The sequence below is a fragment of the Streptomyces cupreus genome, assembly GCF_014257025.1.
Classification (GTDB): domain Bacteria; phylum Actinomycetota; class Actinomycetes; order Streptomycetales; family Streptomycetaceae; genus Streptomyces; species Streptomyces cupreus.
In genome coordinates this window covers 129,170-145,449 of record NZ_JACMSF010000015.1, presented here as the reverse complement: position 1 = coordinate 145,449, position 16,280 = coordinate 129,170, and the positions used below count along the sequence as shown (strand labels likewise).

The window sequence follows — 16,280 nt, the reverse complement described above, 5'->3', positions numbered from 1 at the left end:
CCGGGCCGATCGGGAATCCGGCATACCACTCTGACTGTCATCACGTTCCGCGATAACCTGAGGGCGTGTACGACCCTTCCCATCTGCGTACGTTCCTGGCGGTGGCCCAGACCCTGAGCTTCACCCAGGCCGCCAAGCGGCTCGGGCTGCGGCAGTCCACGGTCAGCCAGCACGTACGGCGCCTGGAGGACGCGACGGGCCGGCAGCTCTTCGCCCGCGACACCCACTCCGTGGAGCTGACCGAGGACGGCGAGGCGATGCTCGGCTTCGCCCGGCGGATCCTGGAGGTCCATGAACAGGCGTCGGCCTTCTTCACCGGGACCCGGTTGCGCGGGCGGCTGCGCTTCGGCGCGTCGGAGGACTTCGTCCTGACCCGGCTGCCGGAGATCCTGGAGGGCTTCCGGTACGAGCACCCCGAGGTCGATCTGGAGCTGACGGTGGAGCTCTCGGGCACCCTGCACGAGCAGCTGGCCGCCGGAAAACTGGACCTGGTCCTCGCCAAGCGCCGCCCCGAGGACCCGCGCGGCGAGCTGGTCTGGCACGACCGGCTGGTGTGGATCGGAGCGGAGCGGCTGCGTCTGGACCCCGACCGGCCGGTGCCGCTCATCGTCTTTCCGCCACCGGGCATCACCCGCGCCCTGGCCCTGGAGGCGCTGGAGCGCCAGGGCCGCGACTGGCGGATCGTATGCACGAGCGGCAGCCTCAACGGCCTGATCGCGGCGGCGCGAGCGGGGCTGGGCGTGATGGCGCACTCTCGGGGGCTGATCCCGCCGGGTCTGGTACGGATGCCGGAGCGGTCGGGGCTGCTGCCGGAGCTGGGCCGGGTGGACTTCGTCCTGGTCCATGGTCGGCGGCGTACGGCCGCGCAGGGGGCGGCGGAGGCGCTGGCGGCGGCGATCCTGGCGGGCGGGGAGCGGCTGCACCGGCGCTGAGTGGGTCGTACAGATTCGGTGGAGATTACGGCACCGAAACTTACTCAACCGTCAGTTTTCTGTCCGACCCTTCCCCATGTGAGTGCATTTTCAGTGACTGACACGAGGGCACCCGCACCCCGCCCGGTTTTCCACCCCCTCCCGCCCCGCCGGAGGGTGGGGTAGCTTTCACGGCCAGCGCTGAGCGTCACGAGGAACGGGGAGCGGGGAGCGGGATTGCGCGAGTTCACCAACCCTCCGTTGGCGTTGGCACCGCCGGTGGGCGGACTGGCCGACGTGGTGTTCCAGCGTGCCCAGGAGAACCCGGCCCATGTGGCACTCGGCCGCAAGGACGAGGCCGACCGCTGGCGGGACGTGACCTCCGCCGAGTTCCGCGACGAGGTGCTCGCCCTCGCCAAGGGGCTGCTCGCCCGGGGCGTCCGGTTCGGCGACCGGGTCGCCGTCATGTCCCGCACCCGCTATGAGTGGACGCTCTTCGACTACGCGCTGTGGACCATCGGCGCCCAGGTGGTGCCGGTCTACCCGACCTCCTCGGCCGAACAGTGCTTCTGGATGCTGTACGACGCGGAGGTCTCGGCGGCGATCGTCGAGCACGAGGACCACGCGATGACCATCGCCACGGTCATCGACCGGCTGCCGCGGCTGCGCGAGCTGTGGCAGCTGGACGCGGGCTGTGTCCAGGAGCTGTACGACGCGGGCGCCCACCTCGACGACGAGGTGGTGCACCGGCACCGTCAGGCGGTCACCCCCGACTCGGTCGCGACCGTCATCTACACCTCCGGCACCACCGGCCGCCCCAAGGGCTGTGTCATCACGCACGGCAACTTCATGTACGAGGCGGACACGGTCATCGAGCGCTGGGAGCCGGTGTTCCACTCGAAGAAGGGCGACGAGGCGGCGACCCTGCTCTTCCTGCCGCTCGCCCATGTTTTCGGCCGTATGGTGCAGGTCGCCGCGATCCGTGGGGGCGTCCGCTTCGGCCATCAGCCGCAGATGAACGCCGCCGCCCTGTTGCCCGACCTCGCCGCCTTCAAGCCGACCTTCTTCCTCGCCGTGCCGTACATCTTCGAGAAGGTCTTCAACGCCGCCCGCCGCAAGGCCGAGAAGGAGGGCAGGGCCGGCGCCTTCGAGAAGGCCGTCGAGGTCGCTGTGAACTACGCGGAAGCGATGGAGGCCAAGGCCTGGGGGATCGGTCCGGGGCCCTCGGCCGGTCTGCGGATCCAGCACCAGCTCTTCGACAAGCTCGTCTACGGCAAGATGCGGGCCGCGATGGGCGGCCGGATCCGGCACGCGATGTCCGGCGGCTCGGCGATGGACCGCCGGCTCGGCCTGTTCTTCGCGGGCGCGGGCGTGCACATCTACGAGGGCTACGGCCTGACCGAGTCCACGGCGGCCGCCACCGCCAATCCGCCCGAGCGCACCCGCTACGGCTCGGTCGGGCAGCCGATTCCCGGGATGACCGTGCACATCGCGGACGACGGGGAGATCTGGCTGAACGGCGCCAATGTCTTCCAGGGCTATCTCAACAACCCGAAGGCCACCGACGAGACCCTGCACGACGGCTGGCTGGCCACCGGCGACCTCGGCTCGCTGGACGAGGACGGCTATCTCACCATCACCGGGCGCAAGAAGGAGATCCTGGTGACCTCGGGCGGCAAGAGCGTCTCGCCCGGAGTGCTGGAGGAGCGGGTCCGGGACCATCCGCTGGTCGCCCAGTGCATCGTCGTCGGCAATGACCGCCCGTACATCGCGGCCCTGGTCACCCTCGACCAGGAGGCCGTGGAGCACTGGCTGAACATGCGGGACAAACCGCAGCTGTCCCCGGCCCAGTTGGTGCGCGACGCCGACCTGGAGACGGAGGTACGGCGTGCGGTGGTCGCCGCGAACACCCTCGTCTCACAGGCCGAGTCGATCCGTACGTTTCGCATTCTGGCCCAGCCGTTCACCGAGGAACACGGCCTGCTCACCCCGTCGTTGAAGCTGAAGCGCAAGGCGATCGAGAACGCCTACTCCGGCGAGGTGGAGGCCTTGTACCAGGCCTGACGGCTCAGAGGTCGTTCACGTTCGCGCATGACGTTCACCATCACGTCCGACGGCGCGATCCGTACGGATTCCGTGATCAGGAATGCATCCCGGCCCGTGATCGTTGACGATGTCAGTACCACCTGACGACAACCGTAAGGATCAAGAGCTAGTGAGCAGCAAGGTCCCCCCGATCATCCTCAACAACGGCGTCGAGATGCCCCAGCTGGGCTTCGGCGTCTGGCAGGTGCCGGACGACGAGGCGGAGCAGGCGGTCAGCACGGCGCTGGAGGCCGGGTACCGCAGCATCGACACAGCGGCGATCTACGGCAATGAGGAGGGCACCGGCAAGGCCATCGCCGCCTCCGGCATCCCCCGCCAGGACGTCTTCGTCACCACCAAGCTCTGGAACGCCGACCAGGGGTACGACACCACGCTGCGCGCCTTCGACGAGTCGCTGGCCAAGCTCGGCCTGGACTATGTCGACCTGTACCTCATCCACTGGCCCCTGCCGGCCAGGAACAAGTACGTCGACAGCTACAAGGCGTTCGAGAAGCTGCACACCGACGGCCGCGTCAAGGCGATCGGCGTGTCCAACTTCCTCCCGGAGCACCTTCGGCGGCTGATCGGCGAGACGTCGATCGTCCCGGCCGTCAACCAGATCGAGCTGCACCCGCATCTCCAGCAGCGGGTCTCCCGTGAGCTCCACGCGGAGCAGGGCATCGCCACCGAGGCCTGGTCGCCGCTCGGCCAGGGCAAGGGTCTGCTGGAGGTCCCGGCCATCGTGGCCATCGCCCAGAAGCACCACCGCACCCCGGCCCAGGTCGTGCTGCGCTGGCACCTCCAGCTCGGCAATGTGGTGATCCCGAAGTCCGTCACGCCGTCCCGGATCCGGGAGAACATCGACGTGTTCGACTTCAGCCTGGACGACGAGGACCTGGCGGCGATCAGCGCACTGAACGAGGACCGGCGGATCGGTCCGGACCCGGCGACCTTCGACGTCGCCTGACTCACTCCGCCGCGGGCGGCCCGGTCCAACGGGCCGCCCCCGCAGGTCAGTTGGGCTGCCCGATGGGCCGTACGACGACGGTGTTGACGTCGACTCCGTGCGGCTGCCGGATCGCCCAGACGATCGAGTCGGCGAGCTGGTCGGCGGTGAGCAGATGCCCCGGCGGCAGGCTGCCGTAGCTGTCCCAGAACGGCGTCTCCACCCGGCCCGGCGCGATCAGTGTGACGCCGACGCCCCACTCGGTCACCTCACGGCGGGTGTTCTCGGCGAGCCCGGTCACCGCCCACTTGGTCGCGCCGTAGAGGTTGCCCGGCGTGTGCACGAACCCGGCGACACTGCCGATCAGCACGATCCGGCCCCGGGTCTCCTTCAGGGCGTCGATCGAGGCGCGGATGAGCAGCGCCGGTCCGAGGACGTTGGTCAGGATCATCTCCGACCAGCCGGCCGGGTCTCCCTCGGCGACCGAGTCATGGGTGGCGATACCGGCGTTGGCGACGACCGTGTCGATCCGCCCGAACTCCTTCAGCGTGGTCTCCACCGCGCCCTTGATCGGCTCGTAGTCCGAGGCGTCCCCGACGATCGTCAACAGCCCCTCGGGCTCCCCGAGTTCCTCGGCGAAGCCACGCAGCCGAGCCTCCCCACGGCCGGTGACGGCCACCCGGTGCCCGGCATCCAGCAACTGCCGAGCGGCCGCGGCCCCGATACCACTGCCGCCGCCGGTGATGAGCGCGACCGGAGAGTCGGTCATGGTTACCCCCCTGTTGTTGTTCGGTGAGGGGGAGTTCATCACTTGGAGCGTTCTCGAAGTCAAGCCCCGCCGCAGGTCTTCCGGTACGGCACCGAGGGCAGGTGGCGGCGCCACTCCGCCTCGCTCGCCCCGCCAGCGGCTCGCGCGTACACCTCGGTCGCGGCGCGCTCGGGCGCCAACGGGAGGTTTCTCGCGGGCAGATGAGCACTGGTGATCCGCACCTCGCCGGAGGTGAAGGCGAGGCCGACCAGCGGGCCGTCTCCGGCCGGGAGGGTGGCCGGCTTGAGCGCGGGCGTGGCCGTCTCCCACACCTGCACGGATCCGTCGGGCGCACCGGCCGCGAGGAGCGAGCCGTCGGCGGAGAACGCCAAGGCGGCACGGTGGACGGTGGAGGCCGCGGCTCGCAGGACGGCGACCCGGCGCCAGGTGCGGGCGTCCCACAGAGTCAGTCGCCCCGTCGAATCCTCGGCGACGAGATGGCGGCCGTCGGGGCTGAAGGCGGCGGCGCGCAGGAAGTCCTCGTCAGTGACCCCTTTGACTCCCTTGATTTTCCCGCCCGTTGAGGCGTCGACCACCGCGCCCTCCGCCGTGAGGGCGATGCGCCCCAGGACGGCCAGCGTCCGGCCACCGATCTCGTCACGTGCCGCGGCCCTGTCGTCCGTCCACGTCCGCCCCGCCAATCCGTGCAGCGAGTAGGTCCGTACGACGCTGGTCCGGCCGCCCTCCCTCAAGCGCAGCACTCCGCCGCCCAGGTCGAGCCGGATGTCGCCGATCGCCGAGGAGGCGGGCGAAAGAGCGAGCAGCGGCTCGCGCGGGCCTCCGTCGGAAGGCTCCGGCAGGTCCGTACGCCACACGGTGAGACTGCCCGGACCCCACGCCAGGGCATAGTCTCCGGCGAACTCCACGCTGTTGGCACCACCCGCGATCGGCAGCGGGGGACGCTCACGCCCGGCCCGGAAGTCCCAGGTCACGACCCCCTCGGGGGTTCCGGACGCCACGGCCAGCTGGTCGGAGGTGAAGGTGAGCTCGCCCTGGCACACGGCGCGTTGGGTCGCGGGGGACGCCTCGCCGGTCACCAGCCGCCGCTCGGCGACATCGAGGATCCGCAGGCGTTGCCCGTCCCGCGCGCACCAGGCGAGGTGCCGGTCGTCGGCGCTGAGCACGGGCAGGGCTCCGTCGTCGTCGCCCCGGTCGTAGCGCATGAGCATCCGCTCCCGGCGTACGTCCCACACCTCCAGCGTGGCCCGGCCGTCGGCCGAGCCGTGGTCGAGCCGCCGTAGGACGAGCGTCTTTCCGCTGGGCCCGAACGCGACGTCGGTGTCGGTCCAGGGGCCGGTCGGCAGGCGGTACGTGCTGCCGTCCGTCAGACCGGCGATCACCAGGCCTTCCCGGCGGCCGGGGGTGCGGTAGGCGATCAGGCGTCCGTCCGCGCTGACATCGACCACGCCCTCGGACAGCCCTTCCAGCGGCACCGACCGCAGCCGCCGGTGTTCCGGCACGTCCCACTGAACGGCCCTGTCGTGCACGGCGGTTGTCAGGATCCGCCCGTCGCTGCTGTGCCACGCCGGCGCGTTCAGGGCACGGCCGCCCTCCTCGGGCTGGACGAAGGCGTCCTGTTCGCTCTGGGCCGCCGCCGTGCGCAACGCCGTGCGGGTCTCCGGCAGGTCGGCGGTGCGCCAGGCGGCGAGGGCGAGGCGCATCGCGGTGCGCGGTTCGGTGGCGCGCAGGGTGTCCGCGAGTGCGGCCACCCGGCGGGCCTCGGCCTCGTCGCGCTGCCGGGAACTGACCCCGCTCTGCCGCCAGGCGGCCACGCCCGCGACCACCGCCAGACAGAGCAGTACCGCGAGGGCGCCGGTCAGCGCGCGCAGGCGGCGGGCCGCCCGAGCCGCGGAACGGCGGGCGTCCTCGTGGGCGGCGACGCCGGCGGCCAGGAAGTCGCGTTCCAGGCGGCTCAGTTCGGAACCGTCGCCGAAGGTCTCCCTCGCCTCAGTCAGCCGTATCCCCCGGTACAGCGCGCCCGCGTCGCGGCCCAAGTCGGCCCAGGCGTGGGCGGCTTCGGTGAGTCCCCGGTGCAGACGCAGCCGGTCGCGGTCCTCCTCCACCCAGCCGCGCAGTCGGGGCCAGGCGCCGATCAGGGCCTCGTGAGCGAGCTCGACGGTGTCGCCGTCCACGGTCAACAGGCGGTCACGTACCAGGCGTTCGAGTACCTGGGTCGTCGTCTCGTCGGCGTCCAGCTCCGCCCGGGCGACGGGCCGCCGGGTGTCCTCGGTGCCGTCGCCGGGCTGTACCAACCGCAGCAGCAGTGCCCGGGCCGCGGCGGCCTCGGCGGGGGTGCAGCGGGCGTAGGCCGCCTCGGCGGTGTGCGCCACGGCGCCGTGGACTCCGCCGATGGCCTCGTAGGCGGCGAGGGTGAGGGCCTTGCCGGAGCGTCGGCGCCAGACCTCGCGCAGGGCGTGTGCCATCAGGGGCAGTCCACCGGGCTCGCCGGAGACGTCCGCGACGATCCTGGCCGTCAGGGCGCGTTCGACGACCATCCGGCGCGCGGCGGCGGGCCGGACCACGGCCTCGCGCAGCCCACGCGGCGACAACGGGCCGACCAGGAGGGCGGCGTCCCGCAGGGCCTCGGCGAGCGGACCGTGCTCGGCGCAGCGGCCGTAGAAGTCGGCGCGGACGGCGATCACCACGCGCAGCCGGGAGGCGGGGTCGGTCGCGGTGAGCAACTGGCCGAGGAAGCGGTCCCGTTCGCCGGGTTCGGTGCAGAGGGTGAACAGCTCCTCGAACTGGTCGACGACGAGGAGGGTGTCACCGACTCCGTCGTGCGGGGTGAACAACTCCTGGTGGGTCTTGGCCGGATGGGGGCCCGGGGTGAGCAGCCGGATGACCGCCGGCCGGTCACCGTCCGTGCCGCGCAGGGCGGGGACCAGACCGGCCCGCAGCAGTGAGGACTTGCCGCTGCCGGACGCCCCCACGACCGCCGCGAACCGGGTCCGGGCCGTGAGCCGGACGAGTTCGCCGATCAGGTCGTCCCGGCCGTGGAAGTGCTCCCCGTCGCCGGTCTCGAAGCGGGCGAGGCCCGGATAGGGGCCGACGCCCTCGTCTGGGGTGTGCGCCTCCGCGACGGCCTCCCGCAACCGCCGCGCCCACTCCTCCGGATCGCCACCGCACGCGGTGACATACGCCGTGAGCACCGCGAGCGACGGCAGCCGCTCACCGCCCGCCGCCGCGGCCAGGGTCGGCGCGGAGTAGCCCGCGCGCTCCGCCATCGCGCGGTAGGTCAGACCGCCCGTCTCGTCGCGCAGCTTGCGCAGTTCGTGAGCGAACCGCTGTACCGGACCCTCCCCCGGGTCCAGTGGTTTCTCCCGGCGCCCCATGCCTGCCTCCCCCGTTCCCCCGACAAAGCTAACAACCGGCCCCCGGCGAATTGTTGGGCACCGCGGATCGGGGCTGCCCAACAACCCGCTGACGTCTGGACTCGTCGGTGCACACCCCTCCCGTCACGCACCGGAGCCGGCCATCGCCACCGCACACGTACCCGAGCCCGTCCTCCTGCCCTCAAGGCCCCCACGCGCCCGCGTGATACGGCCCGCGCCGCGCACCTCCGCCACCGCGGTCCTCCTGCCCGTCGTCCTCTGCCTCGCCCTCGGTCTGTGGGGCATGAGACGCGGCGGCAGCCTGTGGCGGGACGAGGCGGTGACGTACGACATGGCGCGGCGCTCGCTGCCCGACCTCGTGGGGACACTCGCCGAGGCCGACGCCGTGCACGGCCTGTACTACTTGTTCATGCACGGCCTGTTCCAGGTGTCCGGCGACCTGGACCCTCTGCTGGTGCTGCGGCTGCCCTCCGTACTGGCGGCCGCCGCGGCGAGCGGGTTCGTCGCACTGCTCGGGCACCGACTCGCCGGACCCCGGGCCGGGCTGCTCGCCGGCATCGTGTTCGCGCTCCTGCCGCCGGTGCAGCGGTACGCGCAGGAGGGCCGCAGCTACGCGCTGGTGTGCGCGCTGGTCGCCTGGGCGTCGTATCTGCTGCTCGGCGCGGTGCGGTCGGGGAGCCGCCGGGCCTGGGCGGGGTACGGGGCCGTACTGCTGACCGCCTGCCTGCTGCACGAGTTCGCGGTGCTCGCCGCCCTCGCGCATCTGGTCGCCCTGCCCCGCCGCGCCGGGATCACGGTAACCCTCGCGGTCGGCGCCGGCCTCGCCCCGCTCGCCGTGCTGAGCATGGGCCAGTCGGAGCAGGTCGGGTGGATCGGCGGGCCCGGCGCGGGGGCAGTGCTCGGCTTCGCCGGGGTGACCCTGCTCGGGATCGGGTGCGCCGTACTGGTCAAGGGCCCCCTGCCAAGACTCGCCCTCCCCCTGCTGATCCTGCCCGCCCTCCTGCTCCTGCTGCTCTCCCTGATCAAGCCGCTGTACGTCGACCGTTACGTCCTCTACGGCCACCTCGGCACGGCGCTCTTGGTCGGCGCCGCACTCGACCGGCTGCTCCGCAAGCGGCCCGTGATCCGGCTGACCGCCGCGGGGACCGCCGTGGCAGCGGTACTGCCGATCACCCTGGACCTGCGCACACCCCAGAGCCGCACGGACAACGTCACCGCCATCGCACAGGCCATCGGGCAGACCGACGCCGACGCGATCGTGTTCATGCCGTCCCGCCGCCGCGTCTGGACCCTGACCGACCCGGGAGCCCTGCACGGCATGCGCGACCTGGCCCTGAAGGACAGCCCGGCCACCTCGCACACGCTGTACGGCACGGAGGTACCCGCGTCAGAAATCCGCGTCCGGCTGCTCGCGACGGAACGCGTCGTCGCGGTCGCCGACCCCGCCGGGCAGCCCCTCGACCGGACCACCCAGGAGATGACGAAGCGCCGGGTGCTGGACCGGTACTTCGTGGAGTGCGGCACCCGACAGCTCCAGGGTGCGCGGATCACGGTGCATGCCCGGCCAGGGGGCTGTTGAGCGGGGGCGGCGTCAGGCCGTGCGGACCGCGGTGTGGACTGTGCGGGCGGCCAGAAGAAACAGATCCGGCCGATGGTGCACGCTCGCCTTGTCGTCCGGATCAAGCAGCCGATCAAGCGTGCCCCGATCCTCCGCGGAGAGCGCCTCCCCGAACATCTCCCGGAACCTCCCGAACGTGGCGGCGGCCACGGCACGAGCCCGGTCGGGCGCAGGCGCGGGCAGATCCAGCAGGAAGGTACGAGTACCCGTGGGCTTCAAGCCGGCGGCAGCCATGAGCGCACGCCAGTCCTCAGACACGGAAACACTGCCCGGCAGAGCGGCCCGCATCTCGGCGAACCAGTCCTCCTGCACCGCGTCGATCCGCGCCTGAAGCCCCGGCCGCCCGATGCCGAAGTCCCGCGGCAGGAAGCGAGTCGGCAAACCGCCCTCCACGAGGGCAAGGGTCCCGCCGACAGCCAGCCGCGAGGCATACGCGGCGATGGCCGCCTGCTGATCGCCGAGGTGGTGCAGGCTCTGGCTGGCCCAGATCAGATCGGCGGGGTAGTCCAGGTCGGCCATGGCATCCGGCAGGTCACCGGCGATCGTGCCGAATCGGTCCGCGACGCCGAGCCGCTCCGCGCGGGCGCGGGCCCGCTCCAGCAGCGGCTCGGAGCCGTCGACGGCGACGACCCGGGCGCCGGGGAAGGCGTCGGCGAGCATGCAGGAGACGACGCCGGGGCCGCTGCCCGCGTCGACGATCAGACCCGGCTCGGACTGCTTTCCGCCCAGCCAGGCGAGCGCGTGCTCGGTCAGCGGCGTGTACAGCTCGGCCTGGGTCTGAAGGTGCTCGGCCATCTCGGCCCAGTCGATGTCGGTGTGGTCGTGGTGGTGCGCGTGCTTGTGTGCGTGTTCGTGCGCCATGGTGGCCAGCCTCTCCTCCGGGTGCCGCCAGCGTGCGCCGACGCACCGTCGGGAGGCAATCGACGTTGCCGTAACCGCAAAAGCGACCTGCGCCGGGGCCCGGCACTCCCGGGCCCCGGCGGGGTCAGCCGCTTACGACAGCGGCGGGTAGGCGTTCTGCATCAGCTGCTGGAACTGGGCGGAGAACCAGTGGCCGGACAGCGGCGAGTTCGGCAGGGCGCCGGACATGTTGTTGCCGTTGCGCGGGTTGCCCGTGTACGTCGGGTCGCACATCCGGTCGAAGCCCTTGCCCTCGTCGTTCGGGATCGCGCTGCTGGAGCCGTCGGACTCGCCCGGCGGCTTCATCCACACGTAGGCGTCGATCCCGGTCGCCGGGGCGGCCTGCGGGCGCTCGCCGAGGCCGGCTCCGGACTGGTTGCACCAGTTGCCGATGTGGATGCGGCGGTCGTAGCGGCCGCCGTCGACGTAGGTGTCGACGGAGGTCGCCGCCCCGGGTCCTGCGGGCCGGGCGGAGCCGCCCCAGCCGTTGCGGGAGGTGTCGATCAGCATGCCGATGTTCGAGTTGAAGCCGACCGAGACCAGCTGGTTGCGGAAGGCCTGGGCGAAGGACAGCTCGTCCACGTACCGGTTCCAGTCGACCCACTTGGACTCGCGGACGGACTTGCCGGCCACGTTGTCGTTGATGGTGAAGTTGTTCTCCTTCAGGGCGCTGTAGTTGGCCGTGTTGGTGATGAAGCCGTGGACGTCGTTGACCGTTGCGCCCTCGGCGGTGGCCGCCTCCTTGAAGGTGTTGGCGGAGGCGCCGAAGTTGTCGTCCCAGCCGATCCAGCCGTGGTGGCCGGCGTCCACGTAGTTGTAGACGTTGGGCACGTCACCGAGCTCGCTCAGCGCGTAGCCGACGCCCTTGATGTAGTTGCCGTTGGCCTTCATCACATCGCACTCGGGAGTGGCCGTCGGGCGGCTGCCGGTGTTGGTGACGAGGTTGGGCAGCGAGTCGATCTCGACGGTGGTGACGATCCGCAGCGAGGCGTACTTCGGGTCGGCGAGGATCGCGGCGATCGGATCGATGTACTCGGTCTTGTACCGGCCGATCTCCGTCGGGCCGAGCTCACCGTTGGAGGCGAGGGCGGCGCAGTCGCGTCCGGGCAGGTTGTAGATCACCAGCTGGACGACGAGTTCGCCGCTGCCCTTCTGGGTCAGGGCCTCGTCGAGGTGGTCGCGCAGACCCATGCCGCCGTTGACGCCGTTGATGGCGGCGATCCGGTCGAGCCACACACCGGTCGGCTGGTTGGAGATCCGGCTGCCGCCCGGCTCGGCGGCGGCCTTGGCGGACCACTCGGGGTTCACATAGACCTTGGCACCGGAGTACGGGTTGTCCACGCGGGTGCCCGGCTGCGGGTCCGGGTCCGGGTCGGTGCCGCCGCCTCCGTCGTCGACGTTGCAGGTCACGCCGTCCAGGGTGAAGGTGGCCGGAATCGCGTTGGTGCCGCTGTAGGAGGCGTTGAAGCCGAAGCTGACCGAACCGCCGGTGCCCAGGGTGCCGTTGTAGGACTCGTTGGCGGCGGTAACGGCCGTACCGCTCTGGGTGATCTTGGCGTTCCAGCCGTTGGTGATCTGCTGGTTGCCGGCGTACGACCACTTCACGGCCCAACTGCTCTTGGCGGCACCGTTGTTGGTGACCGTCACGGCGGCGGTGAAGCCGGTGCCCCACTGGTTCTGCACCTTGTAGTCGACGGTGCAGGGCACGGCGGCGGTGCCGACCTCGTCGGGCACGGCGGCGAACGCCGTCCCGGAGGCCCCGGCGACCAGCGCCAGGGCGGCGAGCATCGCTGTTCTGGTACGACTCATGAGTGCGGGTGTCCTTCTTCCGATACGGGGTTACTGATGGAGGGCGCGCAGGTGATCAGCGCGGGACCGGAGGAGCAGTCCCAGCCGCAGGTGTTCTCCCCGATCTCCACCACCACCAGCGGCACTTGGGCCGCGACGGGGGCGAGCGTGGAGTTCCCGCCAGTTGTCGACGTGCCATGCCGCGGCGAGACTGCCCGTGGGATCACTGGGTCTGTACGTCAGCCACTGGCTGAGGTCGTTCGAGTAGGCGAGCCCGCCGGCCAGGATCACGTTCTCGGCGCCGGTCGAGGGCACCGCGTCGACAGGTCCTGCATCCCGGCCACCTCGTAGCCGATGCCGGGGCAGGTGCCGCCGTCCCGCCGGCACTGCCACGCCTGGGTGGTCGTGGCGGTCGCGCCTCCCAGCCCTGGCTGACCTTCTGTCCGGCCGCGAAGTCGAAGCCGAGGCTCCAACCGCTCAGCGCGGCCGCGTCGTTGGTGACCTTCACGGTGCCCGGAATGGTCATGCCCGTGACAAGATTGACCGCTCCGGCGACGGCTAAAAGTACTGAACGCGGGGGGTGTCGCATGAGCGACTCCTTGCAGATCAGCGCGCCGTGACCGACGCGTCGACTGATGGAACCGCTCCCACTGGTGTCACCGAAGTTAGCGCCAAGTGACGGTAAAGGACAGGGGAGTTCCTTGACTTTTACTCAACCTCGTTCGTCGAATCTTTTCGACTCTTCAAGCGTCTTGACCACTTGCACCCCCGTCCTCACTATGGGAGCGCTCCCACTGGTTCAAGCCTTGACTTCTCCGAGCCGCAAGGAGGAACCAGCACATGCATCCCCCACCCCGGAGACGAAGAGCGGTACGGCGTGCCTGGACAGCCGTCGTCGCCGCCCTGGCGCTTGCGTTCACGCTGCTCGCGACGGGCACCACACCCGCGCAGGCGGCGCCGCTCCAGTGCAGCGTCGACTACAGGACGAACGACTGGGGCTCCGGCTTCACCGCGGATCTGACGATCACCAACCGCGGCACGGACGTGATCGACGGCTGGACCCTGACCTACGCCTACACGGGCAACCAGAGGCTCAGCAACGGCTGGAACGGGACATGGTCGCAGTCCGGCCAGAACATCACCGTGCAGAACGCCTCGTACAACGGCCGGATCGCCGCCGGCGCCGCGGTCTCCACCGGGGCGCAGTTCAGCTACAGCGGCACCAACACCGCCCCGAGCTCCTTCGCGATCAACGGCACCACCTGCACCGGCGCCCATCAGCCCCCGATCACGGTGCTGACCAGCCCGGCCGCGGGTGCCGTCTACTCGCAAGGGGACGCGGTGCCGCTCGCGGCCACCGCGGCGGCCGCCGACAACGCCACCATCAGCAAGGTGGAGTTCTACGACGACACCACGCTGCTGGGCACGGACACGAGCGCACCCTACTCGCTCTCCGTCTCCAGTTTGACCGTGGGCAGTCATTCCCTGCTGGCGAAGGCGTACGACAGCCTGGGCGCGTCCGCGGAGTCCACGCCGGTCGGCATCACGGTCGCCTCGGGTCCCGCCGTGGTGGCCTCGACCAACCAACTGGCCGTACAGCAGGGCGAGACGGGCACGTACGACATCAAGCTGTCGACGCAGCCGTCGAGCAACGTCACCGTCACCACCGCCCGCGCGAGCGGGAATTCGGGACTGTCGGTCACCGGCGGGGCCTCGCTCACCTTCACCCCGTCGAACTGGAACACCGCGCAGCGCGTGACCATCACCGCCGACTCCTCGGGGACCGGCGCGGCGACCTTCGAGTCGACCGCGAACGGACACGCGAAGGCCGCGGTGACCGTCACCCAGGTCGAGGCATCGGGTGAGTACGACGCCCGCTTCCTGGAGCTCCACGGGAAGATCACCAACCCCGCGAACGGCTACTTCTCACCCGAGGGCATCCCCTACCACTCGGTCGAGACGCTGATCGTGGAGGCCCCGGACCACGGCCACGAGACCACGTCGGAGGCCTACAGCTACCTTCTCTGGCTGCAGGCGATGTACGGCAAGGTCACGGGCGACTGGACCAAGTTCAACGGCGCCTGGGAGATCATGGAGAAGTACATGATCCCCACCCACGCCGACCAGCCGACCAACTCCTTCTACAACGCCTCCAAGCCCGCGACCTACGCGCCCGAGCTGGACACCCCGAACGAGTACCCGGCCAAGCTCGACACCGGTGTCCCGGTCGGCTCCGACCCGATCGCGGCCGAGCTGAAGAGCGCGTACGGCACGGACGACGTCTACGGCATGCACTGGCTGCAGGACGTGGACAACGTCTACGGCTACGGCAACTCGCCCGGCAAGTGCGAGGCGGGCCCGTCGGACACCGGCCCTTCGTACATCAACACCTTCCAGCGCGGTGCGCAGGAGTCGGTGTGGGAGACGGTGCCGCAGCCGACCTGTGACGCGTTCAAGTACGGTGGCACGAACGGGTACCTGGACCTGTTCACGGGTGATGCCTCCTACGCCAAGCAGTGGAAGTTCACCAACGCCCCGGACGCCGACGCGCGTGCGGTGCAGGCCGCGTACTGGGCCGACAAGTGGGCGGACGCGCAGGGCAAGGGCGGCGAGATCTCCGCGACCGTCGCCAAGGCCGCGAAGATGGGCGACTATCTGCGCTACGCCATGTACGACAAGTACTTCAAGAAGGTCGGCAACTGTGTCGGTCCGTCGGCCTGCGCGGCCGGCACCGGCAAGGACTCCTCGCACTACCTGCTCTCCTGGTACTACGCCTGGGGCGGTGCCACCGACGCCTCGGCGGGCTGGGCCTGGCGCATCGGCTCCAGCCACGCGCACGGCGGCTACCAGAACCCGATGGCCGCGTACGCGCTGGCGAGCTACGCCGACCTGAAGCCGAAGTCGGCGACGGGACAGGCGGACTGGGCCAAGTCCCTGGAGCGGCAGATCGAGTTCTACCGCTGGCTCCAGTCCGACGAGGGCGCCATCGCGGGCGGCGCGACCAACAGCTGGGCGGGCCGTTACGCGACCCCGCCGGCCGGCAAGTCGACCTTCTACGGCATGTACTACGACCAGCAGCCCGTCTACCACGACCCGCCGTCCAACCAGTGGTTCGGCTTCCAGGCGTGGTCGATGGAGCGGGTGGCCGAGTACTACCAGCAGACGGGGAACGCCTCGGCGAAGGCGGTCCTCGACAAGTGGGTCGACTGGGCGCTGGAGCACACCACCGTCAACCCGGACGGCAACTACCGGATCCCGTCGACGCTCCAGTGGTCGGGCCAGCCCGACACCTGGAACGCCACGAACCCCGGTGCCAACGCGTCCCTTCACGTCACCGTCGCCGACTACACCAATGACGTCGGTGTGGCGGCCGCGTACGCCAAGACCCTGACGTACTACGCCGACCGCTCCGGTGACACCGAGGCGGCGACGACGGCGAAGGCGCTGCTCGACGGCATGTGGGACAACCACCAGGACGCCCTCGGCATCGCCGTCCCGGAGAACCGCGCCGACTACAACCGCTTCGACGACTCCGTCTACATCCCGAGCGGCTGGACCGGAACGATGCCGAACGGCGACGCGATCAACTCCTCGTCGACGTTCGACTCGATCCGCTCGTTCTACGAGGACGACCCGGCCTGGTCGAAGATCGAGTCGTATCTGGCGGGCGGTGCGGTGCCCTCGTTCACGTACCACCGGTTCTGGGCGCAGGCGGACATCGCCCTCGCCATGGGTTCGTACGCGGAGCTTCTCGAATAACCCAGCGAGGCGCTCCGCGGGTCGGGCCGTGTTCTGGCTGCGGGTCCGGTGTGGCTGGTCGCGCAGTTCCTCGCGCCCCTGAAGGGCGCGGCAGCTCACGGTGCTTCCTCGGAACCGCCCGAGAGGCTCCGCG

The 16,280-nt window shown here is 70.6% G+C and carries 9 protein-coding genes and 2 pseudogenes; 5 read left to right on the top strand and 6 right to left on the bottom strand.

The annotated features are described in order from the left end of the window. Positions 1–65 precede the first annotated feature (65 nt). From H4N64_RS16710 to H4N64_RS16700, 3 genes are all read left to right on the top strand, one after another. Complete coding sequence (locus tag H4N64_RS16710; RefSeq protein WP_186283105.1) at positions 66–932, top strand: LysR substrate-binding domain-containing protein; 867 nt, start codon at positions 66–68, stop codon at positions 930–932. Positions 933–1,148: 216 nt separating this feature from the next. Continuing rightward, positions 1,149–2,975, top strand: a complete 1,827-nt coding sequence (locus tag H4N64_RS16705) for an AMP-dependent synthetase/ligase (protein WP_186283104.1) — start codon at positions 1,149–1,151, stop codon at positions 2,973–2,975. 151 nt (positions 2,976–3,126) lie between these two features. Then, positions 3,127–3,963 carry an aldo/keto reductase gene (locus H4N64_RS16700; protein WP_336246719.1) on the top strand — a complete coding sequence of 279 codons (837 nt, stop codon included), beginning with the start codon at positions 3,127–3,129 and terminating at the stop codon, positions 3,961–3,963. Between the two features lie 46 nt (positions 3,964–4,009). Here H4N64_RS16700 and H4N64_RS16695 read toward each other — a convergent pair whose 3' ends face one another. Continuing rightward, entirely contained in the window at positions 4,010–4,711 is a 702-nt protein-coding gene (locus H4N64_RS16695) for an SDR family oxidoreductase (RefSeq protein WP_186283103.1), read from the bottom strand. A gap of 59 nt (positions 4,712–4,770) precedes the next feature. Next, entirely contained in the window at positions 4,771–8,082 is a 3,312-nt protein-coding gene (locus tag H4N64_RS16690) for an nSTAND1 domain-containing NTPase (protein WP_186283102.1), read from the bottom strand. A gap of 202 nt (positions 8,083–8,284) precedes the next feature. Here H4N64_RS16690 and H4N64_RS16685 point away from each other — a divergent pair, with 202 nt between their 5' ends. Beyond that, a complete protein-coding gene (locus tag H4N64_RS16685) occupies positions 8,285–9,661 on the top strand; it encodes a glycosyltransferase family 39 protein (protein ID WP_336246718.1) in 1,377 nt (458 codons plus the stop codon). Positions 9,662–9,673: 12 nt separating this feature from the next. Here the strand turns inward: H4N64_RS16685 and H4N64_RS16680 are convergent, their stop codons facing one another. The 4 genes and pseudogenes from H4N64_RS16680 to H4N64_RS46750 form a co-directional block, all read right to left on the bottom strand. After that, positions 9,674–10,561 carry a class I SAM-dependent methyltransferase gene (locus H4N64_RS16680; protein ID WP_186283101.1) on the bottom strand — a complete coding sequence of 296 codons (888 nt, stop codon included), beginning with the start codon at positions 10,559–10,561 and terminating at the stop codon, positions 9,674–9,676. Between the two features lie 132 nt (positions 10,562–10,693). Further along, positions 10,694–12,409 carry a glycoside hydrolase family 6 protein gene (locus H4N64_RS16675; RefSeq protein WP_186283100.1) on the bottom strand — a complete coding sequence of 572 codons (1,716 nt, stop codon included), beginning with the start codon at positions 12,407–12,409 and terminating at the stop codon, positions 10,694–10,696. Positions 12,410–12,459: 50 nt separating this feature from the next. After that, positions 12,460–12,804 (bottom strand): annotated as a pseudogene (locus H4N64_RS45115) (cellulose-binding protein); the annotation flags it as partial. A 44-nt stretch (positions 12,805–12,848) separates the two neighbouring features. After that, positions 12,849–12,914: pseudogene (locus H4N64_RS46750) on the bottom strand (hypothetical protein); the annotation flags it as partial. 314 nt (positions 12,915–13,228) lie between these two features. On the opposite strand from H4N64_RS46750, the gene H4N64_RS16670 reads away from it, so the two are divergent. Continuing rightward, positions 13,229–16,147, top strand: a complete 2,919-nt coding sequence (locus H4N64_RS16670; RefSeq protein ID WP_186283099.1) for a glycoside hydrolase family 48 protein — start codon at positions 13,229–13,231, stop codon at positions 16,145–16,147. Positions 16,148–16,280: the final 133 nt, after the last annotated feature.

Bases quoted from the DNA above. Each gene is read 5' to 3' on its own strand.
- H4N64_RS16670 (WP_186283099.1), top strand. From the start codon at position 13,229: ATGCATCCCCCACCCCGGAGACGAAGAGCGGTACGGCGTGCCTGGACA.
- H4N64_RS16695 (WP_186283103.1), bottom strand. From the start codon at position 4,711: ATGACCGACTCTCCGGTCGCGCTCATCACCGGCGGCGGCAGTGGTATC.
- H4N64_RS16690 (WP_186283102.1), bottom strand. From the start codon at position 8,082: ATGGGGCGCCGGGAGAAACCACTGGACCCGGGGGAGGGTCCGGTACAG.
- H4N64_RS16675 (WP_186283100.1), bottom strand. From the start codon at position 12,409: ATGAGTCGTACCAGAACAGCGATGCTCGCCGCCCTGGCGCTGGTCGCC.
- H4N64_RS16680 (WP_186283101.1), bottom strand. From the start codon at position 10,561: ATGGCGCACGAACACGCACACAAGCACGCGCACCACCACGACCACACC.